12 protein-coding genes are annotated in these 12,671 nt (G+C 73.7%); 7 read left to right on the forward strand and 5 right to left on the reverse strand.

Going from position 1 to position 12,671, the window contains the following annotated elements:
• The first annotated feature begins 32 nt into the window (after positions 1 to 32).
• The 4 genes from ACIBBA_RS09825 to ACIBBA_RS09840 are packed head-to-tail and all read left to right on the forward strand — an operon-like array spanning position 33 to position 4,918.
• Entirely contained in the window at positions 33 to 866 is an 834-nt protein-coding gene (locus ACIBBA_RS09825; RefSeq protein ID WP_396695575.1) for an ABC transporter ATP-binding protein, read from the forward strand.
• 34 nt (positions 867 to 900) lie between these two features.
• Complete coding sequence (locus ACIBBA_RS09830; RefSeq protein WP_396695577.1) at positions 901 to 1,881, forward strand: ABC transporter substrate-binding protein; 981 nt, start codon at positions 901 to 903, stop codon at positions 1,879 to 1,881.
• Positions 1,878 to 4,016, forward strand: a complete 2,139-nt coding sequence (locus ACIBBA_RS09835) for an iron ABC transporter permease (RefSeq protein WP_396695579.1) — start codon at positions 1,878 to 1,880, stop codon at positions 4,014 to 4,016. The genes ACIBBA_RS09830 and ACIBBA_RS09835 overlap by 4 nt, the downstream gene beginning before the upstream one ends.
• The gene (locus ACIBBA_RS09840) at positions 4,013 to 4,918 is read left to right on the forward strand and encodes a siderophore-interacting protein (protein ID WP_396695581.1); all 906 of its coding nucleotides are present in this window, start codon (positions 4,013 to 4,015) and stop codon (positions 4,916 to 4,918) included. Before ACIBBA_RS09835 ends, ACIBBA_RS09840 begins: the two co-directional genes overlap by 4 nt.
• A gap of 72 nt (positions 4,919 to 4,990) precedes the next feature.
• Here ACIBBA_RS09840 and ACIBBA_RS09845 read toward each other — a convergent pair whose 3' ends face one another.
• Positions 4,991 to 5,317: a hypothetical protein gene (locus ACIBBA_RS09845; protein ID WP_396695583.1), complete on the reverse strand. Its 327-nt coding sequence runs from the start codon at positions 5,315 to 5,317 to the stop codon at positions 4,991 to 4,993.
• Between the two features lie 151 nt (positions 5,318 to 5,468).
• Between ACIBBA_RS09845 and ACIBBA_RS09850 the strand changes: the two genes are divergently transcribed.
• Both ACIBBA_RS09850 and ACIBBA_RS09855 read left to right on the forward strand, forming a co-directional pair.
• Positions 5,469 to 6,014 (forward strand): hypothetical protein, encoded by a 546-nt coding sequence (locus ACIBBA_RS09850; RefSeq protein WP_396695585.1) that lies wholly within the window; start codon positions 5,469 to 5,471, stop codon positions 6,012 to 6,014.
• A 20-nt stretch (positions 6,015 to 6,034) separates the two neighbouring features.
• Positions 6,035 to 7,552 (forward strand): hypothetical protein, encoded by a 1,518-nt coding sequence (locus ACIBBA_RS09855; protein ID WP_396695587.1) that lies wholly within the window; start codon positions 6,035 to 6,037, stop codon positions 7,550 to 7,552.
• A 78-nt stretch (positions 7,553 to 7,630) separates the two neighbouring features.
• Here ACIBBA_RS09855 and ACIBBA_RS09860 read toward each other — a convergent pair whose 3' ends face one another.
• The 4 genes from ACIBBA_RS09860 to ACIBBA_RS09875 all read right to left on the reverse strand — a co-directional run bounded on the left by ACIBBA_RS09860 (position 7,631) and on the right by ACIBBA_RS09875 (position 11,453).
• The gene (locus ACIBBA_RS09860; RefSeq protein WP_396695589.1) at positions 7,631 to 8,728 is read right to left on the reverse strand and encodes an aldo/keto reductase; all 1,098 of its coding nucleotides are present in this window, start codon (positions 8,726 to 8,728) and stop codon (positions 7,631 to 7,633) included.
• A 151-nt stretch (positions 8,729 to 8,879) separates the two neighbouring features.
• The gene (locus tag ACIBBA_RS09865) at positions 8,880 to 9,809 is read right to left on the reverse strand and encodes a diacylglycerol/lipid kinase family protein (protein ID WP_396695591.1); all 930 of its coding nucleotides are present in this window, start codon (positions 9,807 to 9,809) and stop codon (positions 8,880 to 8,882) included.
• Positions 9,810 to 9,887: 78 nt separating this feature from the next.
• Positions 9,888 to 10,751, reverse strand: coding sequence for a hypothetical protein (locus ACIBBA_RS09870; protein ID WP_396695593.1), 864 nt, complete (start codon positions 10,749 to 10,751; stop codon positions 9,888 to 9,890).
• A gap of 234 nt (positions 10,752 to 10,985) precedes the next feature.
• Positions 10,986 to 11,453, reverse strand: a complete 468-nt coding sequence (locus ACIBBA_RS09875) for a hypothetical protein (protein ID WP_396695595.1) — start codon at positions 11,451 to 11,453, stop codon at positions 10,986 to 10,988.
• 128 nt (positions 11,454 to 11,581) lie between these two features.
• Here ACIBBA_RS09875 and ACIBBA_RS09880 point away from each other — a divergent pair, with 128 nt between their 5' ends.
• A complete protein-coding gene (locus ACIBBA_RS09880; RefSeq protein ID WP_396695597.1) occupies positions 11,582 to 12,451 on the forward strand; it encodes an NAD(P)-dependent oxidoreductase in 870 nt (289 codons plus the stop codon).
• Positions 12,452 to 12,671 lie beyond the last annotated feature (220 nt).

Below are 12,671 nucleotides of genomic sequence, written 5' to 3' on the forward strand. Positions count from 1 at the left end.
AACCGATCATGAGCTTAGGTTAGCCTAACCTCATGTCGAGTGGAGCGCCGTCGACCGACGGTGAGCAGAGCCTGCGCGGAAGCAACCTCCGCCTGGGCTACCACGGGGTGCCCGTGGTGCACGAAGCGGCGATCACCCTGCGCGCTGGTTCTGTTACGGCTCTGGTGGGCCCCAACGGCAGCGGCAAGTCCACTCTGCTGCGGGCCCTGGCCCGGCTGCATCCGATCACCGCCGGCGTGGTGCACCTCGCCGGCGGCACCGCCGCGGCCGGCCTGCCGGCCCGGGAGTTCGCCCGCCGGGTCACCCTGCTCGCGCAGAGCCGGCCGGTGCCCAACGGCGTCACCGTCCGGGACGTGGTCGGCTACGGCCGGCACCCGTACCGGGGACGCTGGCGGGCCGACGACCCGCAGGGCCCCGCCGTCATCGCCCGCGCGATGGACGTCACCGGCGTCGCCGCGATGGCCGACCGCCCGGTGGACGAGTTGTCCGGCGGCGAGCTGCAGCGCGTGTGGCTGGCCACCTGCCTGGCCCAGGACACCCCGGTGCTGCTGCTCGACGAGCCCACCACCTTTCTCGACCTGCGCTACCAGGTGGAGATCCTCGACCTCGTCCGGGACCTCGCCGACGACCACGACGTCGCGGTCGGCGTGGTGCTGCACGACCTCAACCAGGCCGCCGCGGTCGCCGACGAGGTGGTGCTGCTGCACGACGGCCGGGTCCGCGCCGCGGGCAGCCCCGCCGAGGTCTTCACCGAACAGGCCCTCACCGAGACGTACGGCATCCGTATCGAGGTGAGCACCGATCCGGTCAACGGACTGGTGAACACCCGTCCGATGGGCCGGCACGCCACCCGCATCCCGGTCTGAACGACCGCTCGCACATCTCACCAGAAAGACTGCCATGACCCGTATCCGTGTCACCGCCATCGTCGCCGCGGCGGCCGCGCTGTTGCTCAGCGCCTGCGGCACCACCGAGAACACCGCCGCTCCCGAGACCTCCGCTGCGGCGGCCGGACCGGTCACCGTCACCGACAGCCGCGGCAAGGAGATCTCCCTGAAGGCCCCGGCGACCAAGGTGGTCGGCCTGGAGTGGGGCGAGGTCGAGATGCTCGTCGGTCTCGGCGTCATGCCCGTCGGCGTCGCGGACCCCAAGGGCTACGCCACCTGGGTCAGTGCCGCGAAGCTCGACCCGAGCGTCAAGGATGTCGGCACCCGCGGCGAGCCCAGTGTCGACTCCATCGTCGCCCTCCAACCGGATCTCGTGGTGATGGAGGACGACCGGGGCGCCAACCTGGTCACCCAACTCGAGAAGTACGTCCCCGTACTGGTCGCCAAGGGCAGCGACGCCGCGGACAACCTCGGCCGGATGCGCGCGGACCTCAACATGATCGCCAAGGCGGTCGGCAAGACCGCCGAGGCCGACAAGCTGCTCGCCGACTTCGACGCCGCGCTCGCCGACGGCAAGAAGAAGATCGCCGACGCGGGTGCGGCCGGCCGTCCGTTCGTCATCGCCGACGGCTGGAAGGAGGGCAGCACCGTCAGCATCCGGATGTTCGGGCAGGGCTCGCTCGTCTCCCAGATCGGCATCCAGCTCGGCCTGACCAACGCCTGGACCGGCAAGACCGACGCGGCGTGGGGTCTGGGTCAGACCGACGTCGAGGGCCTCACCGGGCTCAAGGATCCGAACTTGCACTTCTTCTACAACGCCTCGGACGGCACCGACGTCTTCGCCGACGGCCTCGCCGGCAACGCCATCTGGACGTCCCTGCCCTTCGTCAAGCAGGGCAACCTGCACCGGCTGCCGAACGGCATCTGGACCTTCGGCGGCCCGCTCTCCGGCAAGCAGTACATCGACCAGCTCGTGAAGACCTACACGGTGTGACCACGCTGACCGCACCCCCGCGCCCGGGGCCGGCCGTCGGGCCGGCCCCGGCCGGGCGCCTCGTCACCCCCCGCGTTCTCGGGGTCTTCGTCGCCGCGACCCTGCTCGTGCTCGTCGTCGCGGCCGTGCACCTCACCCAGGGCACGTCCACCGTCGGCGCCCTCGACCTGCTGCGGCTCGTCACCGGCACCGACGACGAGGCCGCCCGGATCCTGGTCGCCGCCCGGCTGCCACGCCTGCTCGCCGGGCTGACCATCGGCGTCGCGCTCGGCTTCGCCGGTGCCGCCCTCCAGTCGATCGCCCGCAACCCGCTCGCCTCCCCGGACACCCTCGCGGTCAACGCCGGCGCCCACCTGGCGATCGTCACCGTCGCCGCGTTCGGCATCTCCCTGCCCGTGCTGCCCGCCGGCGGCCTCGCCCTCGGCGGCGGCCTCGCGGCGGCGGCGCTGGTGCTGGCCATGTCCGGTGGCGGTCAGGCCAGCACCACCCGGCTCATCCTCGCCGGCTCGGCCACCGCCCTGGCGCTCGGCTCGCTCACCACCCTGCTCCTGCTGCTGTTCGAGCAGGCCACCATCGGCCTCTTCGCGTGGGGCAACGGCTCGCTCGTGCAGAGCGACCTGACCGCGCTCACCCAGCTCGCCCCGGTGATCGGCGTCGCGGTGGTGGCGTTGATGCTGCTCGGGCAGCGGCTGGACATCCTCGCCCTCGGCGACGACACCGCGACCGTGCTCGGCCTCGACGTGCGGCGCACCCGGCTGATCGTGACCCTGCTGGCCGTGCTGCTCTCCGCCGCCGCGGTCACCCTCACCGGCCCGGTCGGCTTCGTCGGACTCTGCGCGCCGGTCATCGTACGGCTGCTCGCCCCCGTGGTCCCCGGCGTGCACCGGCACCGCATCCTGCTGCCGCTCTCCGGTATCGCCGGGGTGCTCGTCGTCCTCGGCTCCGACGTGCTGCTGCGCGCGGTCATGGGCGGGCAGGCCGGTGTCGACATCCCCACCGGCGTGGTCACCACCCTGCTCGGCGCGGCCGTCCTGGTCTGGCTCGCCCGGCGGCACCGGGACGCCGGCCCCACCCGCCGGCCGCCGGGCGGACACGCGGCGGTCCGCTCCGCGACGTTCCACCGCACCGTGGTGGCCGCGGCCGCCGTGCTCACCGTCTCGGCGGTGCTCGTCGGCATGCTCGCCGGCGACACCTGGGTGCTGCTCGGCGACATCGTCAACTGGCTGAGCGGAAGTACCGGGCCGGCGTACACCTTCGTGCTGGACCAGCGGTGGCCGCGGGTCGCGGCGGCGGTGCTGGCCGGCGCGGCGCTCGCGGTCGCCGGCACCACCGTGCAGGCGGTCTGCCGCAACCCGCTCGCCGAGCCGGGCATCCTGGGCATCACCGCCGGTGCCGGCCTGGGCGCGGTCTCCCTGCTCACCTTCGTCCCGCTGGCCGGCGTGTGGGCCGTCTCCGGTGTCGCCGGGCTCGGCGCGATCCTCGCCTTCGCGCTCGTCTACGGCGCCGCCTGGCGCGGTGGGCTCAGCTCCGACCGGCTGGTCCTGATCGGCTTCGGCACCTGGCAGGGCGGCATGGCCGTCATCACGTTCCTGATCGTCGCGTTCGACCCGTGGAACACCGGTAAGGCGCTCACCTGGCTCTCCGGCTCCACCTACGGCCGTACCGCCACCCAGGTGCTGCCGGTGGCGATCGCCCTGCTGGTGCTCACCCCCGCGGTGGTCGCGGCCCGGCGGGAGCTCGACCTGCTCGCCCTCGACGACGACACCCCACGGGTGCTCGGCGTTCGGCTGGAGCGCACCCGGCTGGTCGCCCTCGGGGCCGCGGCGCTGCTCACCTCCACCGCGGTCTCCGCCGTCGGCGTGATCGGCTTCGTCGGCCTGGTCGCGCCGCACATGGCCCGGGCGCTCGTGGGCGGCCGGCACAGCCGGGTGCTGCCGGTCGCCGCGCTGCTCGGCGCGGCGCTGGTGAGCATCGCCGACACGCTCGGCCGTACCGTGATCGCCCCCGCGCAGGTCCCCGCGGGCCTGGTCACCGCACTGATCGGCACCCCCTACTTCGTCTGGCTGCTGTGGCGCTCCCGCGCCGCGGCGAGCCCATCTCCGGTAGCGCCGCGTCGACCAAGAGAGGCACCATGACCGAGACCCTGCCCATCGCACCCTGGCGCGTGTTCGCCGTCGAGGTCCGGGCGGTACGCCAGCTCAGCCCGTCCTTCGTCCGGGTCACCTTCACCGGGCCCGACCTGGACCGCTTCGCCGACAACGGCTACGACCAGCGGATCAAACTCGCGCTTCCGCTGCCCGGGCGGCACGGGGTGCGCCTGCCGGACGGGCCCGACTGGTACGCGCGGTGGCGGGCCCTGCCGGAGCCGGAGCGCAACCCGATCCGTACCTACACGGTCCGCGCCGTGCGACCGCACGCGGCCGAGGTCGACGTCGACCTGGTCGTGCACGGCGACAGCGGCCCGGCCACCCGCTGGGCCCGCCGGGTCCGCCCCGGCGACGAGATCGCCATCCTCGGCCCGGACGCCGGCTACGACGGGGACCACGGCGGCGTCGAGTTCCGGCCGCCCTCGACCGGGCAGCTGCTGCTGGCCGGGGACGAGACCGCGGTACCGGCGATCGCCGCCATCCTGGAACGCCTGCCGCTCGACGCCCGCGGCCGGGTGCTGCTGGAGGTGCCGGACGCGGCGGACGCGCTGCCGCTGACGGCGCCGCCCGGCGTCGAGGTGACCTGGCTGGCCCGGGGCGTCGGCGGGCACGGCAGCGAGCTCGTTCCGGCCGTCGCCGCGGCGGCGGGGGAGCTGCTGGCCGCGCCGGACCCGGTGGCCGTCACGCCGGTCGCCGACATCGACGTGGACGCGGAGATCCTCTGGGAGGTGCCCGATCCGGTGCCCGCGGCGCCGCTCTACGCGTGGCTCGCCGGAGAGGCAGGGGTGATCCGGTCGCTGCGCCGCCACCTGGTGGGGGAGCGGGGGCTGGACCGGCGTGCGGTGGCCTTCATGGGCTACTGGCGGATCGGCCGCGCCGACCCCGCGTGACCCGGGCCCGGACCGGGTCGCGCCAGGTCCGTTCCCGGGCCGCCGGTAGCCACCGGCCCGCGGGCGCTGCCGTCAGTACGCCCGGAAGCTCGCGAACTCGCCCGCCCGGTAGGTGCGGAGGGTCCCGGTGCTGGTGGCGTACCCGGAGCAGTCCGTGCTCCGGTAGAGCACGACGTCGGTGAAGCCGCTCCATCCGACGTGGCCACTCGCGGTCGCGGGCAGCGACGTGCATTCGCCGGTCGGGGAGTCCACGTGCAACACCTCCACTGTGAAGGACGTGCTGTAGAAGGTGAGGCCGGACGGCTGCGCCGAGGCGGGCGACGCGGCGACGCCGAGCCCGACGGCCATGACCGTGGACGCGACCAGACCCGCGCCGATCCGTACGCGCGTTCGCAGCATGAGTACCTCCTGAGCATCGATGGATCCCTCTGGATCGTGGTCTACTTTGTTTGCGTTAGCAAGTATCCGCAGCGAAAGGATTTACCTCGGGGCGTCGAAGCATAGGGAAACACCCGATTACTCGCCGGCTGTCCCGCCCTAGCGTCGGGTCATGACCCGCAACCGCCTCGTCCTCGCCGTCCTCGCCGCCGTGCTCACGGCCGCCGCCACCGGTGGCTGCGCGATGATCGACGGCTCCGACGGGGGCGCCCCGGCGGCCGGTGGCGACCAGGGCACGGCAGCGGCGGGCGACCCGTCGACCGAGGCCGCGCCGGCGGAGCCGTCGCCCGCGCCGACGGTCGACGCCTGCGCCCTGGTGCCCAAACAGGACGCCGAGAAGGTCGCCGGCACCCCGCTCGAGGACGCGGTTCCGGCCCAGGAGAGCTGCTCGTACACCGGTCCGGTGAGCGGACCCACCGCGCAGCTCGAGGTGTACGTCGGCGACGGCGCGAAGAAGATCCTCGACATCGACCGGGAACTCGGGCACGAGCTGACCCCGATCCCCGGGGCCGGCGACGAGGCGTACGCCGAGGACGGCGCGGTCTTCGTCAACAAGGGCGGCGTGTGGGTCGCCGTCCGACTGGTCCGCACCGACGACCCGGCCACCTACCGCGCGCCGCTGGCGGAGCTGGCCCGTACGGTCGCGGGCCGGCTCTGAGCAGCGGCGGGGGAGTCGACGTGCGGCCATCCGCGATCCGGCGAAGCCGCGCGACCGCGGCGCTGCTCGCCCTGACCCTGCTGGTTCCCGCGGCCTGCGACAGCGCGGAACCGGGTCGCACGCCACCGGACGCGCCCAGCGGCGGCGACCAGCGGTACGGTGCGGCCCCCGGGCCCGCCGAGGGCGTGACCTACCAGCCCGAGGTGGTCTTCGTGGGCGGCGGCAGCGGGTCGGTGCGCGGCGTCTCCGACGACGCCCTGACCTGGCGCATCGACCCCGACGCCAGCGGCGCCGACCAGCTGGCCCGGGGCAGGGTGATGTTCCTGACCGGACGGGCGGTCGGCCGGGTGCTCGACGTTCGCCCGGACGGCGGCGACCTTGCGGTCATCCTCGGGCCGGTGGACATCACCGAGGTGATCCGCGACGGAACCTTCGGCGGGGAGCGGCCGGTCTCCCTCGACTCGCCCACCCGGTACGACGCCGGCACCCCCTTCTGGGCCGAGTACGACGGCGAGTCGGGCGGGGGCGGTGCGGCGGTGCCCGTGACCGGCGCGGCGGCCCGCACGGAGACGGGGACGCACCCGGTGACGGTGACGACGGCTGCGCTCCCCGGGGCCGGCACCGCCCGATCGGCCCGCCCCGCCGACGCCCGTCGCGACGGCCCGCCGGCTGGGGTTGCCGCGGCGGGTCGGCGGCAGGTCGCCGGTTTCGCGGTCACGCCGATCTGCTGCGCCGACGGGGTCGGCGCACGGTTCAGCCACGACGGCGGCGGGATCCGCATCGCCGGCACGGTCACCCTGCTGATGAAGAGCCCGTCGGCCCGGTTCCACCTGGAGATCCGCGGCGGCGCCGTGCGCCGGGCGGAGCTGCGGATCGACGGTATGGCCGGGCTGCGCATCGAGATCGCCGGCGCCACGAACGCGGGGCGCAACATCAACAAGCGCATCCCGATCCCGCTGGACTTCAGCGTGCCGATCGGCGAGATCCTCGGCGTACCGTTCGCGGTCACCGCCAACCAGCTCATCGGGGTGCAGACCGCGTTCAGCGCCAAGGACGGCAACATCAAGGCGGCGGGCGAGTGGTCGCTGGGCGGATCCCTCGGGTTCGGCTACGCCGACGGCGCCTTCGGCGTGACCAAGCCGTGGGAGCTCACCGTCCGAAACAGCATCACCGACTCGATCTTCGGGCCGTCGGTCGGGGTCAGCGGGATCATCGTCCACTACCAGGCGGCGTTCCGGGTCGGACTGGGCGCGTTCGGGTTCACCGCCGGCCTGTACAGCACGGTCACCGCCACGGCGGGGTTGACCGTCGGCTCCGCCCTGGGCGCGCCGATCGAGCTGTGCCGCAGCACCCAGCTCGGCCTCTTCCTGGAATACGGCGTCGGTTACCGCATTCCCGCCGGCCTGGCGAAGGCGATCAACGCCTTTCTGGACCTGGTCAACGCCGGGCCGATCGAGGAGAAGGCGGGCATCGGTCGGGTGGACAACGTCTTCAACAAGCTGGACGTCCAACCGGACGCGAAGATCTGCCGCGGCTGACGGCGCCGGGCGGAGTCTCCGACTCCGCCCGGCTCGCGCGTCGATCGGTCCGGGCACCCGACGGCCGTTCCGACCGGGTCAGTCGACCGGCTGGTCCGCGCCGTTGAACACCGGTGGCGCGTAGCCGGCCGGCTTGTCGCCGATGCCGAGTCCCGGGCTGACGATCCAGGACTGGTACGCCGGGGTGAACATCACGTAGGGCGCGCTCAACGCGGGCGCGCTCGCCTCGTCCAGTCGCCGACGCGCCTGCGCCGGGATCTCGAAGTCGAGAGCGGCCATGTTGCCGTCGACCTGCTCGGCGCTGCTCGCCCCGATGATCACCGAGCCGACGCCCGGTTGGCTGGCCACCCAGTTGATCGCCACCTGCGCCATGCTGCGGCCCAGCTCGTCCGCGACGCCCTGCAGCGCGTCGATCACCTGCCAGTCGCGGTCGCTGATCGGCTGCCCGCCACCGGAGCCGAGGCGCCCCTCACCGGCCACACCGTCGGCGGTCCGCCGGTACTTGCCGCTGAGCAGCCCACCACCGATCGGGCTCCACGCGGTCAGTCCCATCCCCAACGACTGCGCCATCGGCGCGTACTCCGCCTCGATGCCGCGGTTGATCAGCGAGTACGGCAACTGCAGGCTGATCATGGGTGCCATCGCGTGCGCCTCGGCCAGGCTCTGCGCCCGCGCCGCGTACCAGGCCGGCACGTCCGACAACCCCGCGTAGCGGATCTTCCCCGCCCGCACCAGATCGTCGAACGTGCGCACCACCTCCTCCACCGGCGTGATCCGGTCCCAGGTGTGCAGCAGGTACAGATCGAGGTAGTCGGTGCCGAGCCGCCGCAGCGACGCCTCCACCGCCCGGATCATGTGCTTACGGCCGTTGCCGCCGGCATTGGGGTCCGTCGGGTCCACGGTGTTGGTGAACTTGCTCGTCAACACCAGCCGGTCCCGAAGCCCCGCCGAAGCGATCAACCGACCGAGGATCTGCTCGCTCTCCCCCGCGGTGTAGAAGTCCGCGGTGTCGATGAAGTTCCCCCCGGCCTCCACGTAGCGCCGGAAGATCGGCTCCGCCGCGGCCTCCGTCTTGCCGTACGCGGCGTGGAAACCACCGGTGCCGAAGTTCATGGTGCCCAGGGCCAGCCGGCTGACCCGCAGCCCGGACCGGCCCAGCAGGTAGTAGTCGTTCATGATCAGACAACTCCGCATGCTTGTCAGACGGTTCGTCGGCGGCCCGGGACCGGACCACCTGGTCCACCACCCTGACGCGACAAAAATGGACCGGCAAGTCCAAACCCTCGGTCGGTCGTCGCGGGCGCACCGCGCTGACGAAGGAGCCGGCTCAGCGGTCCCGGGTGTCGGCGGGAGCCATCACGCGCAGCGCGTTCGCGGCCAGGCCGACCCGGATCGGCGTCCGGCCGCGCAGCTCGCCGTCGACCTCGACGCGAGCGGGTTGGTCGGTCTCCAGCCACAACTCGTCCACGGCCAGGAACGGCTCCTCGTGCAACGTGCGGCGGTGTCCGGTGGTGGCGTTGCGCAGGGTGTCGCGGAGCAGGCCGCCCCGGGTCGGGCCGCCGACGGCGTACGCGACCAGCAGCCGGTCGTCCGCGTCGGCGTCGGCGGTGATCGGCCGCCCGGCGTGGAACCCGCCGTTGGCCACGTACAGCTGGTGGGTGACGAAGGCGTGCTCCGACCCGGCGGCGCGGATCGTGACGCGCAGCGGGCGTTGCCGGGCGAGCAGGGCCAGCGCGGTGAGCGGATACGCGACCCGCCCGGTGAGGCGCTTCAGCCGCGGCGGGGTCCGGAGCATGATGGTGGCGGAGAGGCCGACGCCGACGTGGTTGGTGAACGGGATGTCGCCGGCGAGGCCGAGATCGACGTCGACCACCTTGCCGTCGGTGAGGACCGCGACGGCCTGGTCGAGCTGCAGCGGGATGCCGACCGTGCGGGCGAAGTTGTTGGTGGTGCCCAACGGCAGCAGGCCCAGCGCGATGTCGCGGTGCGCGAGCAGGCGCGCCGCCGCGCTGAGCGTGCCGTCGCCGCCGCCGGCGATCAGCAGGTCCGGCCCGAGGTCGGCCGCCGCCGCGAGGACGCGTTCAAGCTGACCCGGCTGCTCGACCGGATACCGGGCGAGCAGGTCGAAGCCCGCCGTCGCCAGCAGCTCACAGGCCCGCTCGTAGAGGTGGCGTCCCCAACGGGAGTGGGCGTTGACGACCAGGACCGCACGACGGTCCTGGCGGATGGCCGCGCTCAGCTCCTGTTTCGTCCGCATGAGCCCCGACTTTATCCTCAGTGGAGGGCTCGCCCACGCGATCTGTGGATGCCGGTCAGCGCGGACCGGCCGACCGGCTCACCGCCGCCAGCCCCAGCGGCGCCGTTGGCCCGCGCCGGCGGTCGAGGCCTGCTCGCGCTCGACCATCCCGGCCGCCACCCGCAGCTTGGCCACGATCTCCGCGCCGGCCGGCCCCAGGAAGCCGGCCAGCCCGTTGCCCAGCTGCAGCACCATCCGGGCCCGGTCGAAGTCGTGGATCAGCGCGAGGCACTGCGCGTAGACCGCGTAGGTGTTCGCCAGCTCCCAGAGGCTGAGCGGGCGGCTGGGATCGGCGAGGTTCTGGCGCAGCTCGCTCGCTCGGGAGGCCGCCATCGCCGCCTCCCGAGCGTCGGCGGCCGGTGCGGCGGCGGTGAGCGCGCGGTGCAGCAGCGCGGTCGCCTGGTTGTGGTAGGCCGTGCCCATGGCCTCCCGGGTCTTCGGTCCCGCGCCCGGCGGTGGCCCGGCCGTCCGCAGCCCGGTCGCGAGCGCCTGCTCCAACAACTCGACGCGGGTGGCCGGCTCGCCGGCAGCGAAGGCGGCCTCCGCCAGGTCCACCATGGCCGTGATCAGCTCGGCCAGGGCGCCGTCCCGACGTGGACCGGTCGCGTTCCCGTCCTCCGCCACCGCCGTGTCGTTGACCTGCTCGAAGATGCCAACCGCCTCGCGACCGAGCGCCACACCCTCGGCGTGACGGCCCCGCGCCGACGACAGCATCCCGCGGCGCCACAGCGCCCGGGCCAACTGCTGCTGGTCGCGGCGGTCGACCGGCCCGGAGGCGTGCACGGCCCGCCGATAGGCGTCGATCACCTCGGCCCACAGCCGGTCGGCCTCCGCCCAGGACTGCCGCCGCATCGATCGCTCACGTGCCTGCTCGAACAACGCGTCCCGCTGCTCCGGCCTCATGTCCGCACCGCCCTCCGCGGTAGCCACCCGGGCCCCGCGGCCGCGAGCGATCCGCGTCGATTCTAGGGCGGCCCGGCAACTGTCCGAGAGCGGCGCGGCGGCGTACTCGAGCCGGGGTCCGGGATGGACGCCGCCCGCCGCCCGGTCACGACCGCGCGAACCGGGTCTGCCCGTCGCTGGCGGGGGAGGGCACGTCACCGGCTCCTTTGTGGTCCGCCGCCGGGTGCCCGGGACCTACCGGCGGGCGCGCCCGCCGTGGCGCTCGCGAGGTGGCTCGGCCGACCGGGAGTCTGTCGCCCGGACCCGGCGCGCAAGATGCACCACGCCCGACACCACCGCGCTGCCCAGGGCGAGCCCGACCAGTGACAGCACGACGCCGATCGCGAGCAGCCCCGAGCGGGTCGCCCAGGTCGACGCCCAGGCTGCGGTGAACGAAACGGTGAGCGCGGTACCGGCGGGCACCGGCCGCACGCCGGCCAGCAGCGCCGCGACCAGCACCACCAGCAACGTCAGCGCGGCCCCGACGACCTGGCGGCTCTGGTAGGGGCCGCTCACCGAGCCGGTCGCCGGGTCCAGCCGGTAGCTGTCGTTCCAGCCCAGCCATGCGTACCAGGACGCCGCCGACAGCGCCGCGACCAGCAGCGTGCCCGCGACCTGGAACAGCCGGAACGAGCGACGACGGCGAGCGGGGGTGGCGGCCATGCCGCCGAGGCTAGGACGGGACGACCACTCGGCGCAGGAGCGCGGGTACGAAGGCGTACCACCCTGGTCGTTCCGGCCACCGCCGGCCGGTGCGCACCTTACGCTGCCGGAGACGAGGGGTGGTGCGGATGGCGGGAACGCAGCGCGTGGCGGTGCTCGGGCTCGGTGGGATGGGGCAGCCGATGGCCGCCAACATCCTGCGGGCCGGTCTGCCCACGACCGTCTGGAACCGCCGTCCGGAGCCGGCCCGTCGCCTTGGCGAGCAGGGCGCGGAGGTGGCCGACAGCCCGGCCGACGCGGTCCGCCGCGCGGACGTGGTGATCACGATGGTGACCGACGCGGACGCCGTGCTGGCGATCGCCGACCGGCAGGGCATGCTGTCCGCGTTGCCGGATGGCGCGATCTGGGCCCAGATGAGCACCATCGGGGTCACCGGCACCGAACACCTCGCCCGGCTCGTCGCCGAGCGGCGGCCCGGGGTCGTCCTGGTGGACGCACCGGTGGCGGGCAGCCGGGGCCCGGCCGAGCAGGGGAAACTGGTCGTCCTCGCGTCCGGCCCGGAGGAGGTCCGGGAGCGCGTCGCGCCGGTCTTCGACGCGGTCGGCCAGCGCACCGTCTGGGTCGGGCCGACCGGCGCGGGCTCCCGGCTCAAACTGGCCAACAACCTGCTGCTCGCGTTCCTCGCCGAGGGCATCGCCGAGTCGATCGCGCTCGGTCGCGCGCTCGGGTTGGACCACGCGGCGATTCTCGGCGCCTTCCAGGGCAGCCCTCTGGTGGGACCGTGGGCCGCGGAGAAGTTGGAGCGCATCGGCCGGGACGACTACTCGGCGCAGTACCCGCTCAGCCTTGCCCTGAAGGACGTGCACCTCGCGTTGCGCGAGGTCGACGTCGACCGGTTCGCCGTGGCCCACAGTCTGGCCGCGCAGTGGCAGCGGGCGATGGAGCGCGGCCTCGGCGGCGAGGACGTCACCGTGGTCACCCGCGCCCTCGAACACTGACCGGGCCGAGCCCTGGCCCGCCCTTCGCTCCGCCCCTGCTCGGCCTGCTCTCAACGCGGTCCTGGTCGAGGTATTCGAACCGATTTCAGGCGGTAGGAGTGATCAGTAGGGTTAAGGTGATTTTGCGCAGGTTCCAAGCGGCCCGTTGTCCCCGGCCCTACCCGTAGCACTCGCGGCGCGGGCCACCGCATCCGCAGCATGCGGTGGACGAGCGTCGCAG

It is taken from the genome of Micromonospora sp. NPDC051006 (assembly GCF_044456245.1).
Lineage (GTDB): Bacteria > Actinomycetota > Actinomycetes > Mycobacteriales > Micromonosporaceae > Micromonospora.

Coding starts and splice junctions, on each gene's coding strand:
- ACIBBA_RS09825 (WP_396695575.1), top strand. CDS start 33: ATGTCGAGTGGAGCGCCGTCGACCGACGGTGAGCAGAGCCTGCGCGGA.
- ACIBBA_RS09830 (WP_396695577.1), top strand. CDS start 901: ATGACCCGTATCCGTGTCACCGCCATCGTCGCCGCGGCGGCCGCGCTG.
- ACIBBA_RS09840 (WP_396695581.1), top strand. CDS start 4,013: ATGACCGAGACCCTGCCCATCGCACCCTGGCGCGTGTTCGCCGTCGAG.
- ACIBBA_RS09845 (WP_396695583.1), bottom strand. CDS start 5,317: ATGCTGCGAACGCGCGTACGGATCGGCGCGGGTCTGGTCGCGTCCACG.
- ACIBBA_RS09850 (WP_396695585.1), top strand. CDS start 5,469: ATGACCCGCAACCGCCTCGTCCTCGCCGTCCTCGCCGCCGTGCTCACG.
- ACIBBA_RS09860 (WP_396695589.1), bottom strand. CDS start 8,728: ATGAACGACTACTACCTGCTGGGCCGGTCCGGGCTGCGGGTCAGCCGG.
- ACIBBA_RS09865 (WP_396695591.1), bottom strand. CDS start 9,809: ATGCGGACGAAACAGGAGCTGAGCGCGGCCATCCGCCAGGACCGTCGT.
- ACIBBA_RS09870 (WP_396695593.1), bottom strand. CDS start 10,751: ATGAGGCCGGAGCAGCGGGACGCGTTGTTCGAGCAGGCACGTGAGCGA.
- ACIBBA_RS09875 (WP_396695595.1), bottom strand. CDS start 11,453: ATGGCCGCCACCCCCGCTCGCCGTCGTCGCTCGTTCCGGCTGTTCCAG.
- ACIBBA_RS09880 (WP_396695597.1), top strand. CDS start 11,582: ATGGCGGGAACGCAGCGCGTGGCGGTGCTCGGGCTCGGTGGGATGGGG.